Raw genomic sequence first — 20,941 nt, forward strand, 5'->3', positions numbered from 1 at the left:
CCTTTGTCATTTTCAGCGCTGACTGCTGAGGTAAAAATCATCCATCAACAATGATTCCAGATACTGCTCATCTTCCCGTATAAAACCCACAATGACGCTAACCGCCCGCGCATAAAATCCCTTCTCATCACGCTGCAGGCAGCTATCACGAAACAAGGGTGCCCAACACATAATATGATGATGTAAAAAGTAATATTGTGCAGATAGCGTTTCCTCTTTGGCTGCCATCCTCGCCATCAAAGCCAGCTGTATAGCGATATGATCGGAGGGCTCATTTTCCTGCGCAGCCAGCCCGTGTTCAACCAACAGTACATTCATTTGTCGACGTTCTTCGCCCGCCGTTGTGTGCGGATAATGTCCCGCATACGGGGAAACACCGCCAGGCGGTGCCAGCAGAAATAACGTTGCAAAATCTGCGGCCAGCTCCAGTTGTCGGCTTTCACGACGCAGAGCCTGCGTCAGGCTACGCTCCAGTTTTTTGACATCCAGCGAAAGCCCAGGGATACCCGCCAGCGACGCAAGCCACTGTCGGGTATCCTCGCTTTCAAGACGAGCGAGTTGTTTCTGGTCCAGCTCACGAAACAGCAATTGTGAAAACCACTGATAGACCGCGGCACGTTGCTGGAAAATAAGGCTATGCTGCATTGTCCCCCTCCTCTTTCACTATCTCCGGCCCACCAAATCCCGTGACCGGTGGAACATGTTGCTGATAGCGCTCGACATCCACCAGCACGGTATGCGCTGAAGGCCCTTGCGCCAGTTGAGACGTACCAATATCCGCGCTCAGGACATTAGGATCGCCATAGGTACATAGCGTCCCGGCTTTCCCACCTTCCTGTGGGGAATACCATGCCCCTTCATGAATGCGGATCACGCCAGGGGTAAAATCAGGGCTAATCACCACCCCCGCCAGCACCTGACCGCGCGCGTTAAAGACCCGCGCAATATCCCCGGCTTTTAACCCCCGCGCGGCAGCATCTTGCTCGCTGATGTAAAGCGGTTCTCTTCCCGCTACCGCATACGTGCTGCGAAACGCATCACTTGAGCACAACTGGGAGTGCAGGCGTTTATCCGGGTGACAGGATTGCAGGTGCAGTGGATATTTATCTTTCCTACCCTGATGGCTACGTTCAAACGGCTCCATCCACACCGGATGCCCAGGGCAATCGTCATACTGAAAACCGGCAATCGTTTTGCTGTAAATTTCAATCAGACCGGATGGTGTGCCCAGGGGATTAAGATCGGGCTGATCGCGAAATTCGCCATGACGCACCCACGGTTGTCCCGCGGGATATTCAACATACCCTTCACCTTTCCAGAACGTGTCAAAGTCTGGCAACATAACACCGAGCGAGGCCCCCATTTTGACCCCTTCGTCATAGAGCGCTTGTACCCACTGCATTTCATCGCGGTTTTCCCGGTATACCGACTCCTTGTCAAAACGTTTACAGAGTCCGGCAAACACGTCGAAATCATGCCGCGCTTCATATTGCGGTTTGACGACCTGATGCAGCGCCATCAGTCCCTTATTCGAATGGGTGCCAAACTGCTCAATATCGTTACGTTCAAAGCGTGTGGTAACAGGCAGGACGATATCGGCAAAACGACAGGATGCGGTCCATTGGTGATCTAACACCACCACGGTCTCCAGTTTCTTCCACGCCTCGATCATCCGGTTGCGATCCTGCTGGGCGTGGAACGGGTTAGCCGCGCTGAAGATCGCCATTTTGATGTCAGGGTAGATTAACGTCTCACCGTTAAACGCAATCTTTTTGCCCGGCTCCAGCAGGCAATCAACAATACGTGAGGTAGGAATATGCTCGGATACGCCGCGAAAATCTGGTTTATACTTCGCCTCTGGCGGATTGTTAATGCTCCCCAGACCAGAAAGTACCGGCCCGGCTGACGTCACCGTCCCTCCGCCGTTGTAGTGCCAGCCGAACCCCACACCGCCGCCCGGTAAGCCAATTTGACCAACCATACTGGCCAGCACCACCAGCATCCAGGGATACTGTTCGCCGTGGTGCATACGCTGTACGCACCAGCCGCCCATAAACTGCGTCCGACCTTTCACCAGCAGCCGGGCAAAGTCACGGATCTGATCCGCCGTCAGCCCACAGATTTCAGCAGCCCACTCGGCGCTTTTCGGTTGTTTGTCTGTTTCTCCCATCAGGTAGGGTAAAAACTGCTCGAAGCCGACGGTGTAGTCGTTAATGAATGCCGTGTCGAACAGTTTTTCTTCATACAGGGTATGTGCGAGCGCCAGCAGTAACGCAACATCGGTCTGTGGTCGTAACGCCAGCTGTTCACACCCCAGAAAATTTTGCGATTTGCTGCGCACCGGATCAACGCTGATGACGCGCATTTTGCCCTGGGCGACGGCCTCTTTGATCTGCTGCCAGTAGCCAAACGCATCGTGATCGGGAACCAAAAATTCAATCTGCAAGTTCTTAATGGGATCACAGCCCCACAGTACGATGGTATTACTGTTCTCGATAACCAGCGGCAGCGAGGTTTGCTGTTCATAGACTTCAAGCGAACCAATAACATGCGGCAAAATCACCTGGGCTGCAGCCGCTGAATAGTCGCCTACGGTCGTCACATAGCTACCATGCAGGCCGAGCCCTCTGTCCATTGCACCGCCAGCCTTGTGGTATTTGCCCACCATTTGCCAATCTGCCAGCCCGGTAAAGACGCCGGATGAACCGTAGGTTTTTTGCACCCGCTCAAGCTCTTCATAAAACAGGTCCAGCGCCTGATCCCAGCTAACCCGCACAAAACGATTATCTCCCCGCTGGCTACGATCCGACTTCTCACGCTTGCGTAACCAGTCCAGTCGAACCATCGGATAGCGAACCCGTGAAGGGTTGTAGACGATTTCACGTACCGCATTGAGCATATCGCACGGGTGTTTGTCATGTTTGAACGGACGCGTTTCCGTCCACTCGCCGTTAACCACTTTGGCTTCAAAAGCACCATAATGTGAGCCGGACTGGATCCATTGTTCGGGGTTTTCCCCCGCCGCCCATACTTTTGATATCAGCGGATTAGGCGCCAGCGCACTGGCTGCGCCAACCGCCAGCATTCCGGTCAGAAAACGACGGCGGGACGGATTAAAGTCATGAATATCCATATCTTATCCTTATTATTTGTTGGGTTCAGACACATCGCTGGCGTGTGTCTGGAGGTATTTCAACAACGTACGTTCTTCCACCGGATTGAGTCGATAATACGTCGACATCGCTTTCAGTCCGGCAATCCAGCCATTGGCGGTGTATCGGGTAGCCGGCGGCGTGCTGTGACAGGCGCTACACGTCGATTGCAGCATCTGATCTGAGTACTCCCATACCGGAGTAATGCTATCGATGAGTCCCTGCGCGGAGGTCCATGCGGTCACGCTCACCTGCTGCCATTCCTGATGCGAACCTGGGTCAGTCTGGGTTTGCAGGACTTTCACGTTTTCCATCAGTGAAGCATCCAGAACCGCGGAGAATACGCGTTTACCCATATACTGGGTGATCACCCGCCCACGCCCTTTGCTTTCACGCCAGCCCGTCACTTCCAACTGGACGTTGCTTCCCTCTTTTTGCAGCACCTTGACCTGGGTCGCCGGAAATAACAGCGCTTTCCCTGCTGGTGCCCCTGCCGTGGCTGTCAGTGTTTTTTCGCTTAACGAAAACAGTGTCATCGCAGTTGACAGTTTTTCTCCCTGCTGTTGTAGCTGCTTGTAGCGATCGCGAAAACCACTGCTCATGTCCGGTTTGTGGTGCGCGATCCCTTTGTGGCAATCAATGCAGTTGCTGTCCTTCGCCGCTGCCGCCGTCATCTGCGCCGCGGCATTGGCGGATTGTTTTCCATGATCCATTGCTTCATAGCTGTGACACGATTTACAGGCTGCCGAGTTGTTGGCGCTCATCCGCGCCCACTCTCGCTGGGCGAGCTCAGCCCGTTTAGCATTGAATTTTTCCGGGGTATCGATAGAGGGTGAGATAAAGGTGTGATAGATATCGTTTAGGGCTTCGGTTTTACGCATCAACGTCGGGACGACTCCCGGGGGAATGTGGCAATCCTTACACTCCGCTCGCACGCCAGAGGCATTACGAAAATGCACGCTGGTTTTATACTCCTCTCCAGGTGTGCGCATCGAGTGGCACGATAAACAAAACTCCGTAGTGCTGGTGTAATGGACTCCTTGCCATGTTCCCCAAATAACAATGGCCATTACGACAGCGCCACCTAACGCACACCAAAGCGCGTTCTTTTTTATCCACGACATACCTGCCTCCATTTTTTTAATAGCGTCACGCTAAGGGATATTAAAAAGCAAAAATAGAGACAGCGATTTCAGATTATAGGAACAGCCTTAACTCTATGAGGCGTGTCAAAATAGCAATATTCTGAAACGTGTAATATGCCGCTATTGTTTAAACAAGGAATTTCCTCATGCTGGCACTGTTTCTCAATAGGGAAAGTCGCACCCCGCTACAATTACAGATCTTTCAATTCTACTTTCAGGCAATTCAGCAAGGCGATTTGCTTTGTGGGGATAAACTGCCCTCTATCCGCGAACAGGCACAGACGCTAAACGTGGCCAAAATCACGGTGGTGATGGCGTATGAAAAACTGATGGCGGCCGGTTTTATTAAGAGCAGGCAGGGTATCGGCTATGAAGTCACATTTACGGCACCTATGCGTAGTCCCCCAACACACGTGCCATCTGCGGAAGGCTCACCACCGATAAAGCCTAAGCCTGCCGGTGTTTCTACCGATGTTTACGCTGAAATGGGACGTGAGTGCTATTGCCGGATGGGCGTCCCTGACCCCAATGCGTTTCCCTGGTCAAGCTGGCGTAAATGGAATAATGCCCCCAGCGTACTTAAAGAGCAGCTACTGACTCGATATCATTCACCAAATGGATTATTTTCATTGCGTGAGCAAATTGTCAGATACCTTAATTTATCCCGTGGTATTAATACCAGTGCACAAAACATCATCATTACTGATGGAATTCAGGAAGGGTTGTCACTGCTCAGTCAAATATTCATTATTCATCATGCACTAAGCCAGAATAAAAAGTGTCACGTGGTCGCCGAATCACCTTGTTATTCTGGCGCATGGCATCTGTTTAATTATTATGGTGCCGATATTACGTCTATTGCCGTGGATAATCACGGGCTGTGCACCGATAATTTACCCGAGGTTGAAACCCAGCTTTGTTATGTGACACCTGCTCATCAGTATCCAATGGGCAGTGTTCTGTCACTTGAACGACGTAAGTCATTACTCACGTGGGCACAGCGAGTGGGCGCCTGGATTATTGAAGACGATTACGATGCCGTATTTACGTATGGCGAGAATCCCCTTCCGGCACTGAAAGCCATGGATTACCACAACCGGGTTATCTACATGGGGACCTTCTCAAAAACGCTGGGACCAGGGGCACGTCTCGGTTACCTCGTTTGCCCCGATGAGCTGCTGCCCGCCGTTCAAAATATGAAAGCGCTGAACAACAATGGTAGCCAGTGGTTATTGCAGCAGTTTTTAGCCGAGTTAATGCAAAACCAGGTGTTTTATACCCATCTCGGTAAGCTAGCCTGCAACTATGCAGCACGCCTCGCATTACTGCGTGATGGCTTATCAGCCCTGTTCCCTGAAGGAAAGATCGATGGTGCCACGGCAGGGTTACATCTCTCATTACGCATTGACTGGTCGCCTGACGTCATCGCAAAACTACGCCAGCGCTGCCTGCAGGCAGGGGTGCGCTTTGATACATTACAGGAAATTGAAAACGGCTCAGAAACAGCGTGGCGGCAAAAAAATTCCGATGCTGTGATGTTCTTTGGTTTTGGCGGACTGCAGGTGCCGCACCTCAGAAAGGTATTAAACGTACTGGAGCAAGAGAGGTGTGCGTTATTACAGCAATAACAACGCACCTGAGTATTGCCGGGGGCGGGACAAGCGCCATCCGGCAATTTATCGCCTGGTGTTGGGCGAATTACAGCAGATCGCGGAACTGCGTTTTTTTCAGCGCCAGCTCCACGCCGCGAACTTCTGCCAGTCCTTTCAGGCGACCAATCGCGGAATAGCCCGGATTCGTTTTCTTATGCAGATCGTCAAGCATCTGATGCCCATGATCCGGGCGCATTGGGATCGGACGCAAATCACCCGCTTTCTTACGGCGTTGCTCTTCGCTCAAAATAGCTGCCACCACCGATACCATATCCACATCGCCCTGCAAGTGTGCGCCTTCGTGGAAGGTTTTCGGGTTTTCTTCACGGCAGGTTGAACGCAAGTGTGTGAAGTGAATACGATCGCCAAAGGTTTCGATCATTTTTACCAGATCGTTATCGGCGCGCACGCCGTACGAACCGGTACACATGGTGAAACCGTTATTGATACTGTCTACCGTTTCTTTCAGCCATTGCATATCTTCAATGGTCGACACGATACGTGGCAGACCGAGGATTGGCCTTGGCGGATCGTCAGGATGCACTGCCAGACGTACACCAACTTCCTCAGCAACAGGCACAATCGCCCGCAGGAAGACAGCCATGTTATTGCGCAAATCATCTTTGCTGATCCCATCATATTCCGCCAGGCGCGCGCGGAATTGATCCAGCGTATAACCTTCTTCGGCACCAGGCAGGCCAGCAATAATGTTGCGGGTCAGCTTTTCAATTTCTGCATCGCTCATGGCATTGAAGTAATCCAGCGCCTGGCGTTGTTCTTCGTCGGTATAATCCGCTTCAGCTCCCGGGCGTTGCAGAATGTGCAGCTCGAAAGCCGCAAAGGCAATCTGGTCAAAACGCAGCGCTTTGGACCCGTCCGGTAGCTGATATTCAAGGTCAGTACGCGTCCAGTCCAGGATCGGCATGAAGTTGTAGCACACGGTATCGATGCCGCAGGTCGCCAGGTTACGAATACTTTGCTGATAGTTGGCAATCCACGTTTGATATTGACCTGAACGCGTTTTGATATCTTCGTGAACAGGGATACTTTCCACCACCGACCAGGTCAGCCCTTTTTCGGCCAGGGTAGCCTGGCGCTTTTGAATTTCTTCTACGGGCCACACTTCACCGTTGGGAATGTGGTGCAAGGCGGTCACAACACCCGTTGCGCCAGCCTGACGCACATCGTCAAGCGATACTGGATCGTTTGGTCCGTACCAACGCCAGGTTTGTTCCATTACTTCACCTCACAAGTTGTTATACCAAATTAAACGACTTTTATGACGACTACCATACAGGCATCCGGTATACGATCAACACACCGCCCATCATTGATTGATCCAGCTCACATTACCCGGATAAATTAGGCACACCAATTCAATTTGTTGTCATATAACTTTATACTGCCATTGTTAATTAATGGTTAATCAGGTGTATTTAATGAAGACTATTGCCTCAGCGTCTCTTGCGGAAAATGTCGTGATGCCTCAGTACGATCGCCAACAGCTAAAAACGCGGATCGTACATTTTGGTTTCGGTGCATTTCATCGCGCCCATCAGGCGTTATTGACCGACCAGGTGCTGAATGCGCAGGGTGGAGACTGGGGGATTTGTGAGATCAGCCTGTTCAGCGGCGACCGGCTGATGAGCCAGCTACGCGAGCAGGATCATTTATTTACCGTGCTGGAAAAAGGTGCGGCCGGCAACCAGCCGATTATCGTCGGGGCCGTCAACGAGTGCCTGAATGCAAAGCTGGATTCACTGGCGGCTATTATCGAAAAATTTTGCGAGCCTCAGGTCGCTATTGTGTCGTTAACCATTACGGAAAAAGGCTACTGTATTGATCCTGCCACGGGGTCACTCGATATCGCTAACCCGCGTATTATTCACGATCTGCAGACACCGGCTGAACCGCACTCCGCGCCCGGAATTATTGTTGAAGCACTGCACCGCCGACGTCAACGTGGGCTGCAACCGTTTACCGTCCTCTCCTGCGATAACATCCCGGACAACGGTCATGTGGTAAAAAACGCTGTACTGGGAATGGCGGAGAAACGCTCACCTGAACTGGCTAACTGGATTCGGGAGCACGTCAGTTTCCCGGGAACCATGGTAGACCGGATTGTCCCGGCAGCGACGGAAGAATCACTGGATGAAATCGCCCGCGAATTAGGCGTGGCAGACCCTTGCGCAATCAGCTGCGAGCCGTTTATTCAGTGGGTTATTGAAGACCATTTTGTCAGCGGCCGTCCGCAATGGGAAACGGCAGGTGTCCAGATGGTCGAAAACGTCTTGCCGTGGGAACAAATGAAACTGCGGATGCTGAACGGCAGTCATTCGTTTCTCGCTTATCTCGGCTATCTGGCGGGATTCCAGCATATCAGCGACTGTATGCAGGACAGCGCATTTCGTGAAGCCGCTTACCGGCTGATGCTCAGCGAACAGGCACCCACGCTGCAAATTACCGATGTAGATTTGGACCAGTATGCCGACAGCCTGCTGGAACGCTTTGCCAATCCGGCGCTGAAACATAAAACCTGGCAAATCGCGATGGATGGCAGCCAAAAATTACCGCAACGTATGCTGGACGGGATCCGCGTTCATTTAGCACGTCAAAGCGAGTGGCCGCTGCTGGCACTCGGCATTGCGGGCTGGATGCGCTACGTAAGCGGGATTGATGATTCAGGTGAAATTATCGATATTCGTGACCCGATGAGTGACAAAATCCGCACTATCGTCGAACAGAGTACGGAATCAGAACGCGTCAGCGCGTTGCTTTCACTGCACGAAATCTTTGCCACTGACCTCGCGCAGAACCCACAATTCATCGATACCGTGGAACGAGCCTGGCAACGTATCGCCCAATACGGTGCACATCAGGCGGTCATCGAGACGTTAAAAAGTTAACGATTTCTGCCATTAAACAGGACGAAGTTCGTCTTCGTCCTCTCTGCGCTTCTCTTTTCCCCCGTTTTTCGCCAGGATTGTTAAAAGCCATTACGGTAATTTATGAATCTGGAGTAAGCGTGACTAAAACCAATCTCATCACGGGTTTTCTCGGCAGTGGCAAAACCACATCTATTCTTCATCTATTGGCCAACAAAGATCCCGCAGAGAAGTGGGCCGTTTTGGTCAATGAGTTTGGCGAAGTGGGTATCGACGGCGCACTGCTCGCCGACAGCGGCGCAATGCTCAAAGAGATCCCCGGTGGCTGTATGTGCTGCGTTAATGGTTTGCCCATGCAGGTTGGCCTCAATACGCTGTTACGTCAGGGAAAACCGGATCGGCTGCTGATTGAGCCCACCGGCCTCGGGCATCCCAAACAGATTCTGGATTTACTCACCGCGCCGGTTTACGAACCGTGGATCGACTTGCGCGCAACTCTCTGTATCCTTGATCCGCGCCTGTTGCTGGATGAAAAAAGCGTCGCGAATGAGAATTTCCGCGATCAGTTGGCCTCTGCCGATATCATCGTTGCCAATAAATCCGATCGTGCCACGACAGAAAGCGAAACTGCTCTGCAAACCTGGTGGCAGCACTACGGCGGTAACCGCCAGTTAGTTTATGCCGATCATGGACAGATCGACGGACAATTACTGGATTTGCCCCGACTGAATCTGACAGAACTTCCCTCCAGTGCGGCACATACTCACCAGCATGCTGATAAAAAAGGGCTGGCAGCACTAAGCCTGCCTGCCCAGCAACGCTGGCGCCGCAGTCTGAACAGCGGTCAGGGGCATCAGGCCTGCGGCTGGATTTTTGACGCTGACACGGTGTTCGATACCATCGGCCTGCTGGAATGGTCACGTCTCGCCCCTGTCGGCCGCGTGAAGGGAGTGATGCGTATTAAAGAGGGGCTGGTGCGTATCAATCGTCAGGGTGAGGACTGGCATATTGAGACCCAAAACGTCGCCCCTCCAGATAGCCGCATTGAACTCATCTCCGATACCGAGACCGACTGGAATGCATTACAGAGTGCATTGTTGAGGCTTCGTTTAGACGCTGGCGCGTAAGGTTGCCTCCGTTTTATGGCAATGGTAAACGACGATGAAAACCCGATACCCACTAATACTCCTGCTTAATATTGCTGGTCTGGCGCTGTTTTTGTCCTGGTACCTTCCACATGGGCATGGGCTCTGGTTTTCTCTCGATTCGGGCATCTTCCACTTCTTCAATCATAAGCTGGTTGAGAGCCCGCTCTTCCTGTGGATTGTCGCGGTCACCAATAACCGGGCATTTGACGGCTGCTCATTATTGGCGATGGGCACATTAATGCTGAGTTTTTGGTTAAAAGAAACGCAGGAAGGTCGTCGTCGTATTGTGGCAATTGGGTTGGTGATGCTGCTAACAGCGGTGATATTAAACCAACTGGGCCAGGCGCTTATTCCGGTTAAGCGCGCCAGCCCCACCCTCACGTTCGATAATATTAATCGCGTCAGCGAGCTGCTGCATATTTCAACAAAAGATGCGTCCAGAGACAGTTTTCCTGGCGATCACGGTATGATGCTGCTTATTTTTTCCGCATTTATGCTACGTTATTTCGGAAAAGTCGCAGGAATAATCGGCCTTATTATCACTGTGGTTTTTGCCTTTCCACGCGTAATGATCGGCGCACATTGGCTTACAGATATCGTGGTAGGTTCTATGACCGTCGTATTGATTGGCTTGCCCTGGTGGTTAATGACGCCATTAAGCGACCGTCTGGTTACGCTGTTTATTCATTATCTTCCCGGCAAAAACAAACAATTTTTAAACAAATAACGCAAAGTAATTAACATCATCAGGAATGCTTCTGATTTCCTGATGATATCTGCCAGGAAATTATCCTTCTGACTGTCATTCTCCTGTCATATTATTCCTGTTTAAAATGAATGAATTGCGTGTTTTTCACTCTATTTGTTCTTAATTTAGCCAATGCAGTCTATTCACTTTCTGTATCACTTTTTCTTATAAGAAATCACATAAAATCACTCGCAATGACCGGAGCGATCGGGTAACCTCAGACTCGTTTTGCCTCGCGGGATAATTATTCACTATAAGAATAAATTTGTGCGTTCTGCCACAGATTTGACCTTAAAGAATTGTCTCATCATGCGTTGGTAATTAGTCTCGTCACGTTTGGCATTTTTTATAACGATATTTATCGTTAAGGACTTCAAGGGAAAACAAACAAAATGGTCAAATCTCAACCGATTTTGAGATATATCTTGCGGGGCATACCCGCGATAGCAGTTGCGGTTCTGCTTTCTGCATGTAGCACAACGAACACCGCCAGGAATATGCATTCTGAGACGCATGCTGTGGGCAATGGAGATAACTCTTCACTGCAAGCCTCTCAGGATGAATTTGAAAATATGGTACGTAATATCGATGTTAAATCACGTATTATGGACCAATATGCTGACTGGAAAGGCGTGCGTTACCGCCTTGGCGGCAGCACCAAAAAAGGTATTGATTGTTCAAGCTTCGTACAGCGTACGTTTCGTGAGCAATTTGGTTTAGAGCTTCCGCGCTCAACCTACGAGCAACAGGAAACGGGCAAATCCGTTTCGCGCACTAATCTGCGCACAGGCGATCTGGTTCTGTTCCGTGCGGGTTCCACCGGCCGTCACGTCGGTATCTATATCGGCAATAACCAGTTTGTACATGCCTCGACCAGCAGTGGCGTTATCATTTCCAGCATGAACGAGCCTTACTGGAAAAAACGTTACAACGAAGCTCGCCGGGTCCTGAGCCGCAGTTAATTTCGTTTGGCAGCTATCCCTTGGCTATCCTGATGAGACTTATCAAAAGCACTGCTTCGGCAGTGCTTTTTGCGTTGCGCTATGTTTAAGAAAAATCTCACTATACGAATCAATCCAGGTTATAGTTTTACAGATCAAGCCGTTTAATAATAAGCAGATACCCCAGGTAAACATAAGGAACTATGTTCAGACGTCCTTCATCTTCCAGTCGAAATGTCCTTTTTACCTGTATTTTTACGGGGGTAGTCGTCGCGGTACTTGTCAGCACCCTGCAGTTTTTTGCCACCTGGCACAAACGAGATGTAAAGTACGAAACGCTTCTTTCCGATATCGACTATTACATCAGCAGTTACCTCTCAGACCTCAAAAGCACAACAGATGCCCTGCAGCCGCTGGTCTCATACAATTGCCAACAAGTTGCCGCCAGGCTAACCGCCAGCGCAGCGTTTAACCTCAATGTACGCGCTTTTTTATTGGTAAAAGATGGTATTGCTTTCTGCTCATCCGCAACTGGCGCGATGGACTCGCCTATTCTGTCGCTGGTTCCGAAGCTGGATCTCAAGCAAGATGTCGATGTGGAATTACTGTCCGGTACCCCGATGATGCCGGACAATCCGGCGATCATGATTTGGCAGCGGAATCCTTCATTTAAGAATAGCGGCGTGTTTTCCTCACTGAATATCAATCTGGCGCCTTACCTTCTCTATACCGCCCGAGAAGATGATTTTGACGGTATTGCAATTATTGTTGGTGATACCGCTATCACGACATTTTCATCCCAACTGATGGACGTTTCCGCGCTTCCGGATACCACCTGGCGCCAGACGACGCTGAAAGGGATCCCGATGAAGATCCGGCTATACGCGCAAGAGTGGACGTACACTGACGTCTGGTATGCCGTCATGTTGGGATGTATGGCCGGGATCATGACCGGGTTGCTTTTGTGGTACTACAACTACGCCGTTCGTTTACGCCCGGGAAAGGATATTCTCAACGCTATCAAGCACGATCAGTTTTATGTGGTCTACCAACCAGTCGTTGAAATGCAGACGCTGGAAGTAAAAGGGGTAGAAGTATTGTTACGCTGGCGCCACCCGACAACAGGTGAGATCCCGCCAGATGCGTTTATTCACTACGCTGAATCACAGCAAATGATCGTGCCGCTGACGCAGCATCTGTTCAAACTGGTGGCCCGTGATGCCCCCGCATTAAAAAAAGTGTTACCGCAAGGCGCAAAGCTCGGGCTCAACATCGCCCCAACGCACCTGCATGGTGAAAGCTTTAAAGACGATATTCAACACCTGAACGCTTCCCTGCCGCCACACCATTTCCAGGTTGTGCTCGAAATCACCGAACGCGATATGCTCAATCAGCATGAAGCCTCAAAGTTATTTGAATGGCTACACGCTGCCGGATTCGAAATTGCCATTGATGATTTCGGTACCGGCCATAGCGCACTCATTTATCTGGAACGCTTTACCGTTGACTATCTGAAAATCGACCGAGGATTTATCAACGCCATTGGGACAGAAACGCTAACGTCTCCGGTACTGGATGCGGTGTTGACACTGTCTAAGCGTCTTAATATGCTGACGGTTGCTGAAGGGGTAGAAACGCCTGAGCAAGCCCGATGGCTACGCGATCGCGGGGTTCATTTCTTCCAGGGATACTGGATCAGCCGCCCATTAATGCTTGATGATTTTGTACGTTGGATGGCGCAATCCGATAAGCCAACGTGGTGATCGCACCAGGCGATTCATATATTTTCACTCGCCACCCCAACCGCTATTTCTCAGGCAAGAAGCCTGTCGGGTTGTGGCAGGACAAGGAAACCTCTGTGATATGATTCCTCGCGTACTGCTTCTGTTTATCGCCCTTATCGGGTTTAACGTTCATGCCCAATCCATCAAAGAAAGCTACGCCTTTGCCGTGTTGGGCGAACCCAAGTACGCGTTTAATTTTAATCATTTTGATTACGTAAACCCTGCGGCCCCCAAAGGCGGGCAGCTCACTCTCTCCGCCCTGGGTACCTTCGACAACTTCAACCGCTACTCGATGCGCGGCAACCCTGGCGCACGCACCGAAACGCTCTACGATACGCTGTTTACCACCTCGGATGACGAACCCGGCAGCTACTACCCGCTCATCGCTGACAGAGCGCGTTACGCCGATGATTATTCGTGGGTAGAAATCGCGATTAATCCGCGGGCCCGTTTTCATGATGGTTCACCCATTACCGCACGCGATGTTGAATTCACCTTCCATAAATTTATGACCGAAGGCGTACCGCAGTTTCGTTTGGTCTACAAAGGAACGACGGTAAAGGCAATTGCCCCGTTAACAGTGCGAATTGAACTCGCCAAACCGGGTAAAGAGGACATGCTCAGCCTGTTTTCATTACCGGTGATGCCAGAGAAGTACTGGAAAGATCATAAGCTCAGCGATCCCTTGTCATCACCACCGCTCGCCAGCGGCCCTTATCGCATTACCAAATGGAAGATGGGCCAGTATATTGTCTATTCGCGCGTCAAAGATTATTGGGCTGCTGACTTGCCCGTCAATCGCGGACGCTGGAACTTTGATACCCTCCGCTACGATTACTACTTAGATGATAACGTCGCTTTTGAAGCATTTAAGGCTGGAGCGTTCGACCTGCGACTGGAAAACGATGCAAAAAATTGGGCAACCCGTTATACCGGCAAGAATTTCGCCAATCATTACATTGTCAAAGACGAACAAAAGAATGAGTCCGCGCAGGACACACGATGGTTAGCCTTTAATATTCAACGTCCAATGTTTAGTGACCGACGTGTACGGGAAGCGATTACGCTGGCCTTTGATTTCGAATGGATGAATAAGGCCCTGTTTTATAATGCCTGGAGTCGGACAAACAGCTATTTCCAGAACACCGAGTATGCAGCCAGAGGTTATCCCGATGCGGATGAACTGGTGATCCTCGCGCCATTGAAAAAAGAGCTGCCACCGGAAGTCTTCAGTCAAATCTATCAACCACCGATGTCGAAAGGCGATGGCTACGATCGTGAAAACCTGTTGAAAGCCGATACGTTACTCCAACAGGCGGGATGGATACTGAAAGGGCAACAACGGATAAATAGCACCAGCGGTAAACCGCTGACCTTCGAGTTATTACTCCCGGCAGGTAGCAACAGCCAGTGGGTGCTGCCGTTCCAGCACAACCTGCAACGCTTAGGCATTACGATGAATATCCGCCAGGTCGATAACTCGCAAATCACTAACCGTTTGCGCAGTCGCGACTATGACATGATGCCCAGGCTCTATCGCGCAATGCCGTGGCCAAGTTCAGACCTGCAAATTCTCTGGGCCTCTGAATATATAGACTCCAGCTATAACGCGCCCGGAGTGCAAAGCCCGGTCATTGATAAACTGATTAGCCAGATCATTGCCGCACAAGGGAATAAAGCCAAACTGATCCCGTTGGGGCGGGCACTGGACCGGGTATTAACCTGGAACTACTACATGTTGCCGATGTGGTACATGGCTGAAGATCGTATCGCCTGGTGGGATAAGTTTTCGCATCCGGCGATCCGCCCGATTTATACCATTGGCATCGACAACTGGTGGTATGACGTCAACAAAGCGGCGAAGCTTCCCGCAGCCAGACGACAGGGAGAGTAAATGGGCGCTTATTTGATTCGACGTGTGCTGCTGGTGATCCCAACGCTTTGGGCCATCATTACTATCAACTTTTTTATCGTACAGATAGCACCTGGCGGTCCTGTTGAACAGGCCGTCGCCGCCATTGAGTTCGGACAAAGCGGCGCGTTGCCCGGTGCGGGCAGCGAAGGTGTTCGCGCCAGCCACGCGCAAACCGGCGTAGGGAATATCAGCGACAGTAACTACCGTGGCGGTCGGGGTCTGGATCCGGAAGTCATCGCGGAAATTACCCGTCGTTACGGATTCGATAAACCCATTCATGAACGCTATTTCAAGATGCTCTGGGACTATATCCGTTTTGATTTTGGCGATAGTCTGTTTCGCAGTGCCTCTGTTCTTACGCTAATCAAAGACAGCCTCCCGGTGTCCGTTACCCTGGGGCTGTGGAGTACGCTCATCATCTATCTGGTGTCGATACCGCTTGGGATCCGCAAAGCGGTTCACAACGGCAGTCGTTTTGACGTCTGGAGCAGCGCATTTATTATTATTGGCTATGCCATTCCGGCCTTTCTGTTTGCCATTTTGCTGATCGTTTTTTTTGCCGGGGGCAGCTATTACGACCTGTTCCCGCTACGTGGGCTCGTGTCCGCTAACTTTGATGCCCTGCCCTGGTATCAAAAAATTACCGATTATCTGTGGCACATTACCCTACCAGTGCTGGCAACCGTCGTAGGTGGGTTCGCCGCGCTGACCATGCTGACCAAAAACTCATTTCTGGATGAGGTTCGTAAGCAGTATGTCGTTACTGCGCGCGCCAAAGGCGTTAGTGAGAAAAATATTCTATGGAAGCATGTGTTCCGCAATGCCATGTTGCTGGTAATCGCAGGATTTCCCGCCACATTTATCAGTATGTTTTTCACCGGCTCACTGCTGATTGAAGTGATGTTTTCGCTTAATGGTCTGGGATTACTGGGGTATGAATCTACCGTATCGCGCGACTACCCGGTGATGTTCGGCACACTCTACATCTTCACCCTGATTGGCCTGTTGCTCAATATCCTCAGTGATATCAGCTATACGTTGGTCGATCCTCGTATTGATTTTGAGGGACGCTAATGTCGCGATTAAGCCCCGTCAATCAGGCCCGCTGGGCGCGTTTTCGTCATAACCGCCGCGGCTACTGGTCATTATGGATTTTTTTGGTGTTGTTTGGCCTGAGCATGTGTTCCGAGCTGATCGCTAATGATAAGCCGCTGTTGGTACGCTATGACGGCAGCTGGTATTTCCCTCTGGTTAAAAACTACAGTGAGAGCGATTTCGGCGGCCCGTTAGCAACAAAAGCTGATTATCAGGATCCGTGGCTGCAACACCGTCTGGAGAGACAGGGTTGGATACTATGGGCCCCCATCCGGTTCGGTGCTACCAGCATTAACTTTGCCACCGATAAGCCCTTCCCCTCTCCACCCTCTGCGCAAAACTGGCTGGGTACTGACGCAAATGGTGGTGACGTGCTGGCGCGTATCCTTTACGGCACCCGCATCTCAATTCTGTTTGGCTTGATGCTGACCCTGTGTTCCAGCGTCATGGGGGTGATGGCTGGCGCGCTACAGGGCTATTATGGCGGTAAGGTAGACCTGTGGGGACAACGGTTCATCGAAGTGTGGTCCGGTATGCCAACGCTGTTTCTGATTATTTTGCTATCCAGCGTCGTTCAGCCTAACTTCTGGTGGCTATTAGCGATCACCGTGCTGTTTGGCTGGATGAGCCTGGTGGGCGTGGTACGCGCGGAATTTCTGCGCACCCGAAACTTTGATTATATTCGTGCCGCTCAGGCGCTCGGGGTTAGCGATAGCAGTATTATTTTGCGTCATATGCTACCCAATGCGATGGTTGCCGCCCTGACCTTTTTACCGTTTATTTTATGTGCCTCAATCACCACACTCACCTCGCTGGATTTTCTCGGGTTCGGATTACCGCTTGGCTCGCCATCACTGGGAGAATTGCTGTTGCAGGGTAAAAACAACCTGCAGGCGCCGTGGCTTGGCATCACCGCGTTCATCTCCGTTGCCCTCTTATTATCGCTACTGATTTTTATTGGTGAGGCGGTACGCGACGCATTTGATCCCAATAAGGCGATTTAAGATGACACAACCTCTGTTAGCTATTGACAATTTATCGGTAGGTTTTCGCCAACAGAACACCGTGCGCACCGTGGTCAACAGTCTGTCACTGCGCGTTGATGCCGGACAAACGCTGGCGCTGGTGGGCGAGTCCGGCTCAGGTAAAAGCGTCACCGCGCTTTCGGTGTTGCGTCTGTTGCCCACGCCGCCTGCGGTGTACCTCTCCGGTGATATCCGCTTTCACGGCGCATCACTACTTCACGCTAACGAGCAGACGCTTCGCGGTGTGCGGGGAAATAAAATCGCCATGATTTTCCAGGAACCAATGGTGTCGCTAAATCCACTCCACAACCTGGAAAAGCAGCTTTATGAAGTGCTGTCGCTGCATCGGGGAATGCGTCGGGAAGCCGCACGGGCAGAAATTCTGACCTGTCTGGATCGTGTAGGCATTCGCCATGCAGCGAAACGCCTTACAGATTATCCGCACCAGCTTTCCGGCGGTGAGCGCCAGCGCGTAATGATTGCTATGGCGCTGTTAACCCGCCCGGAGCTGCTAATTGCTGATGAACCAACCACTGCGCTGGATGTCTCTGTGCAAGCGCAAATTTTGCAACTGCTGCGGGAGTTGCAGCGTGAGCTGAACATGGGATTGCTGTTCATCACTCATAATCTCAGCATCGTGAGAAAACTAGCCGATTCCATTGCCGTCATGCAGAACGGTCAATGCGTTGAACAAAACCGTGCCGAGCCACTGCTTGCCGCGCCAACCCATTCCTACACACAGAAACTGTTAAATAGCGAACCCTCCGGCGATCCAGTCCCTTTAGCCGCCGGACAACCGCCATTGCTGGAAGTGAATGGGCTCAGGGTCGCCTTTCCCGTACGCAAGGGTATCCTCAAGCGCGTGGTGGATCATAACGTCGTGGTTAACAACGTCAGTTTTACCCTCAGACCCGGTGAAACACTGGGACTGGTGGGTGAATCAGGCTCTGGGAAAAGTACCACTGGTCTGGCGCTACTGCGATTAATCACATCGCAAGGCAGTATTGTGTTCGATGGTCTGGCGCTGCATACCTTAAATCGCCGCCAACTGTTGCCAGTACGTCACCGCATTCAGGTGGTCTTTCAGGACCCCAACTCTTCACTGAATCCGCGTTTGAGCGTATTACAAATTATTGAAGAGGGATTGCGCGTTCACCAGCCAACGCTTTCCGCTGAACAGCGTGAAGCGCAGGTAAAAGCAGTGATGGCTGAAGTCGGACTCGATAGCGAAACCCGCCATCGTTATCCTGCAGAGTTTTCTGGCGGTCAACGCCAGCGCATAGCCATTGCCAGGGCATTGATTCTCAAACCCTCGCTGATCATTCTGGATGAGCCAACATCCTCGCTCGACAGAACCGTACAGGCGCAAATCCTCACGCTGTTAAAGTCCTTACAGGAAAAGCATCGTCTGGCTTATATTTTTATCAGCCATGATTTGCATGTTGTACGTGCGTTATGCCATCAGGTAATTGTGTTGCGGCAGGGAGAAGTCGTGGAACAGGGGCAATGCGAGCACGTATTTAACGCGCCACAACAGGCCTATACGCGTCAGCTGCTCGCGCTAAGCTGACGCTCAAAACGGATTGTTGTTTGAAAACGGTTCTGCGATGGCCACGCCGAAATTTTTCAGTCTGCAGGTCGCGGCAAACTCATCCTGGCGATTCACAAACAGGCACGGTTCCCCTTCACATTCCAGCACGGAACAAGGTACCTCAATGTCGCTGAGAGCCTGGCTAAGTTTATGCATGACTGACCATGCGCTGTCACCATCAGGACTAAGCAATTTGAGGGCCACCAGGCTGTTCTCATTGCTCTGACCGTTGTGCGGAATCGGTTCAACCTTTGAACCTGCGAAACCCACCGACCAACGATAGCACTGCGGCAGACGATGAACGATTGAGAGTTGTAATGTCATCACTTTCTTTCCCTGGAAGTACAATCACTTCACAATTATTTTACATCAATATTAACACATCATTGACAATACGTCTTTAGACAGTTGGTAAACGTTTACACCCAGTCTTTATGCCGCCTTCCGAACCCACTATTTAAATTTATTCAACGGTTCAGGCATGTTTCCGCGCTATATGTACTCGTTTCTGCGATCTAACTCAACCTTTTTAACTACAATGATGTGACTTTTTACATAAATTGATTTTACATAAAATAAACATAAGCGGGGAAAATGATAGATTTGCGGTTGATGTACATCAACTCTGGAGGCCTTATGACCCCCAGGTTGTGTAATAGATCACCGTTTTTTGGCGCGACTGGCGTAGAGATAGAAGAGAATTGAGCTGGTGGCGCAAAACGCTATCGACCATATCATTGGCCAGGCCGAGTTAAAGGTTGCCAGAGATAACAGCGCGCCAACAATCGCGCCGATGCCAAAACGAAACGTCCCCGCCAACGATGAGGCCGTCCCGGCCATGTGTGGAAACTCATCCAGAATGACCGCCATCGCATTTGATGACACCATCGACACACAACCTACAAACGCCGCAACACCGACAACCAGTGCCCAGAATCCAACGCCGAACAGCGCGCTGAATACCATCCAGCCCGCCATCACAAACTGGATCCACAGCCCGGTACGGAACATATTTAGTGCACCAACCCGCCGAACAAAGCGGCTGTTGATGATGGTCATCACGAACAGGAACACAATATTCAGCGCGAAGTAATAGCCGAAATTCTGCGGTGAAACGTGGTTGATCTCAATGTAGACAAAAGGTCCGGCGCTCAGGAAAGAAAACATCCCGGCAAAGCTAAACCCACTGGCCAGCATGTAACTCAGGACGCGCTTGTGGCGAAACAGCGAGGCAAAGTTGCCCAGAGTCGTGCGCAAGCGAAACGGCTGGCGACGCTCTACGGGCAAGGTCTCTTTGATCAGCGTAAAGATCATCACCGAGGCCAGAATCGCCGCTACAGCGAGGATCCAGAAGATATAGTGCCAACTCAGCCATACCAGCACCCAACCGCCCACAATAGGTGCCATCAGTGGCGCAATCGTCGTCACCAGCATGACAAATGACATCATGCGCGAGAATTCTTCTTTCGGATAGATGTCGCGCATCAGGGCATTGATGACCACGCTTGCCGCCGCAGCTGCCAGACCATGGAAGAAACGCATAGTGATCAACTGATCGATAGTTTGCGCCAACGCACAGGCGACCGCTGCTGCCGCAAACACCAGAGTCCCGCCCAGTATCACCGGTTTACGCCCGATGCTGTCGGCCATCGGACCATAGATCAACTGCCCAACCGCGAACCCCAGAATATAGGTACTGAGGGTCATTTGCGCGCTGCCTGCCGGCACGCCAAATTGAGCAGAGATCACCGGCAGTGCCGGAAGATACATATCGATCGACAACGGCATCAACATGGCCAATAAGCCAAGGATAAAAACAATGGCAATTGAAGAGTTCTGCCGGGTGGTCACATTTAGCTC

At 51.1% G+C, this 20,941-nt stretch carries 16 protein-coding genes; 10 read left to right on the forward strand and 6 right to left on the reverse strand.

All coding sequences use genetic code 11. The features are described from left to right. Positions 1 to 12 precede the first annotated feature (12 nt). From torD to torC, 3 genes are read right to left on the reverse strand one after another with little or no spacing between them, the layout of a single operon-like run. Entirely contained in the window at positions 13 to 645 is a 633-nt protein-coding gene (gene torD, locus AL515_RS16125) for a molecular chaperone TorD (protein WP_061068173.1), read from the reverse strand. Continuing rightward, entirely contained in the window at positions 635 to 3,133 is a 2,499-nt protein-coding gene (gene torA / locus AL515_RS16130; protein WP_061068174.1) for a trimethylamine-N-oxide reductase TorA, read from the reverse strand. Before torA ends, torD begins: the two co-directional genes overlap by 11 nt. 12 nt (positions 3,134 to 3,145) lie before the next feature. After that, a complete protein-coding gene (gene torC / locus AL515_RS16135; protein WP_061068175.1) occupies positions 3,146 to 4,276 on the reverse strand; it encodes a pentaheme c-type cytochrome TorC in 1,131 nt (376 codons plus the stop codon). 167 nt (positions 4,277 to 4,443) lie between these two features. Here torC and pdxR point away from each other — a divergent pair, with 167 nt between their 5' ends. Beyond that, the gene (gene pdxR / locus AL515_RS16140) at positions 4,444 to 5,925 is read left to right on the forward strand and encodes a MocR-like pyridoxine biosynthesis transcription factor PdxR (protein WP_061068176.1); all 1,482 of its coding nucleotides are present in this window, start codon (positions 4,444 to 4,446) and stop codon (positions 5,923 to 5,925) included. A 70-nt stretch (positions 5,926 to 5,995) separates the two neighbouring features. Here the strand turns inward: pdxR and uxuA are convergent, their stop codons facing one another. After that, positions 5,996 to 7,186 carry a mannonate dehydratase gene (gene uxuA / locus AL515_RS16145; RefSeq protein ID WP_048211147.1) on the reverse strand — a complete coding sequence of 397 codons (1,191 nt, stop codon included), beginning with the start codon at positions 7,184 to 7,186 and terminating at the stop codon, positions 5,996 to 5,998. 202 nt (positions 7,187 to 7,388) lie between these two features. Between uxuA and AL515_RS16150 the strand changes: the two genes are divergently transcribed. From AL515_RS16150 to yejF, 9 genes are all read left to right on the forward strand, one after another. Further along, positions 7,389 to 8,855: a mannitol dehydrogenase family protein gene (locus AL515_RS16150; RefSeq protein WP_061068177.1), complete on the forward strand. Its 1,467-nt coding sequence runs from the start codon at positions 7,389 to 7,391 to the stop codon at positions 8,853 to 8,855. 119 nt (positions 8,856 to 8,974) lie between these two features. Then, a complete protein-coding gene (locus AL515_RS16155) occupies positions 8,975 to 9,961 on the forward strand; it encodes a CobW family GTP-binding protein (protein WP_048211145.1) in 987 nt (328 codons plus the stop codon). Between the two features lie 34 nt (positions 9,962 to 9,995). Continuing rightward, positions 9,996 to 10,709, forward strand: a complete 714-nt coding sequence (locus AL515_RS16160; RefSeq protein WP_048211144.1) for a phosphatase PAP2 family protein — start codon at positions 9,996 to 9,998, stop codon at positions 10,707 to 10,709. A 413-nt stretch (positions 10,710 to 11,122) separates the two neighbouring features. Beyond that, positions 11,123 to 11,692: a bifunctional murein DD-endopeptidase/murein LD-carboxypeptidase gene (gene mepS / locus AL515_RS16170; protein ID WP_003027474.1), complete on the forward strand. Its 570-nt coding sequence runs from the start codon at positions 11,123 to 11,125 to the stop codon at positions 11,690 to 11,692. A gap of 182 nt (positions 11,693 to 11,874) precedes the next feature. Next, positions 11,875 to 13,434 (forward strand): cyclic di-GMP phosphodiesterase, encoded by a 1,560-nt coding sequence (locus AL515_RS16175; RefSeq protein WP_048211143.1) that lies wholly within the window; start codon positions 11,875 to 11,877, stop codon positions 13,432 to 13,434. Between the two features lie 100 nt (positions 13,435 to 13,534). Continuing rightward, a complete protein-coding gene (locus AL515_RS16180; RefSeq protein ID WP_061068178.1) occupies positions 13,535 to 15,349 on the forward strand; it encodes an extracellular solute-binding protein in 1,815 nt (604 codons plus the stop codon). Next, positions 15,350 to 16,444, forward strand: a complete 1,095-nt coding sequence (locus tag AL515_RS16185) for a microcin C ABC transporter permease YejB (protein WP_061068179.1) — start codon at positions 15,350 to 15,352, stop codon at positions 16,442 to 16,444. After that, positions 16,444 to 17,469, forward strand: coding sequence for an ABC transporter permease (locus tag AL515_RS16190; protein WP_061068180.1), 1,026 nt, complete (start codon positions 16,444 to 16,446; stop codon positions 17,467 to 17,469). Before AL515_RS16185 ends, AL515_RS16190 begins: the two co-directional genes overlap by 1 nt. A gap of 1 nt (position 17,470) precedes the next feature. After that, positions 17,471 to 19,060: a microcin C ABC transporter ATP-binding protein YejF gene (gene yejF / locus AL515_RS16195; RefSeq protein ID WP_048211140.1), complete on the forward strand. Its 1,590-nt coding sequence runs from the start codon at positions 17,471 to 17,473 to the stop codon at positions 19,058 to 19,060. A 3-nt stretch (positions 19,061 to 19,063) separates the two neighbouring features. Here yejF and AL515_RS16200 read toward each other — a convergent pair whose 3' ends face one another. Beyond that, positions 19,064 to 19,408 carry a YejG family protein gene (locus AL515_RS16200; RefSeq protein WP_087051313.1) on the reverse strand — a complete coding sequence of 115 codons (345 nt, stop codon included), beginning with the start codon at positions 19,406 to 19,408 and terminating at the stop codon, positions 19,064 to 19,066. Between the two features lie 333 nt (positions 19,409 to 19,741). Continuing rightward, on the reverse strand, positions 19,742 to 20,932 hold the full coding sequence (locus AL515_RS16210; RefSeq protein ID WP_048211138.1) for a Bcr/CflA family multidrug efflux MFS transporter: 1,191 nt from the start codon (positions 20,930 to 20,932) through the stop codon (positions 19,742 to 19,744). Between the last annotated feature and the right edge of the window lie 9 nt (positions 20,933 to 20,941).

It is taken from the genome of Citrobacter sp. FDAARGOS_156 (genome assembly GCF_001559235.2).
Taxonomy (GTDB): Bacteria; Pseudomonadota; Gammaproteobacteria; order Enterobacterales; family Enterobacteriaceae; genus Citrobacter; species Citrobacter youngae.

Excerpts from the sequence above, each read along its gene's own strand:
- torD (WP_061068173.1), bottom strand. The coding sequence starts at position 645 with ATGCAGCATAGCCTTATTTTCCAGCAACGTGCCGCGGTCTATCAGTGG.
- torA (WP_061068174.1), bottom strand. The coding sequence starts at position 3,133 with ATGGATATTCATGACTTTAATCCGTCCCGCCGTCGTTTTCTGACCGGA.
- torC (WP_061068175.1), bottom strand. The coding sequence starts at position 4,276 with ATGTCGTGGATAAAAAAGAACGCGCTTTGGTGTGCGTTAGGTGGCGCT.
- pdxR (WP_061068176.1), top strand. The coding sequence starts at position 4,444 with ATGCTGGCACTGTTTCTCAATAGGGAAAGTCGCACCCCGCTACAATTA.
- uxuA (WP_048211147.1), bottom strand. The coding sequence starts at position 7,186 with ATGGAACAAACCTGGCGTTGGTACGGACCAAACGATCCAGTATCGCTT.
- AL515_RS16150 (WP_061068177.1), top strand. The coding sequence starts at position 7,389 with ATGAAGACTATTGCCTCAGCGTCTCTTGCGGAAAATGTCGTGATGCCT.
- AL515_RS16160 (WP_048211144.1), top strand. The coding sequence starts at position 9,996 with ATGAAAACCCGATACCCACTAATACTCCTGCTTAATATTGCTGGTCTG.
- mepS (WP_003027474.1), top strand. The coding sequence starts at position 11,123 with ATGGTCAAATCTCAACCGATTTTGAGATATATCTTGCGGGGCATACCC.
- AL515_RS16175 (WP_048211143.1), top strand. The coding sequence starts at position 11,875 with ATGTTCAGACGTCCTTCATCTTCCAGTCGAAATGTCCTTTTTACCTGT.
- AL515_RS16180 (WP_061068178.1), top strand. The coding sequence starts at position 13,535 with ATGATTCCTCGCGTACTGCTTCTGTTTATCGCCCTTATCGGGTTTAAC.
- AL515_RS16185 (WP_061068179.1), top strand. The coding sequence starts at position 15,350 with ATGGGCGCTTATTTGATTCGACGTGTGCTGCTGGTGATCCCAACGCTT.
- AL515_RS16190 (WP_061068180.1), top strand. The coding sequence starts at position 16,444 with ATGTCGCGATTAAGCCCCGTCAATCAGGCCCGCTGGGCGCGTTTTCGT.
- yejF (WP_048211140.1), top strand. The coding sequence starts at position 17,471 with ATGACACAACCTCTGTTAGCTATTGACAATTTATCGGTAGGTTTTCGC.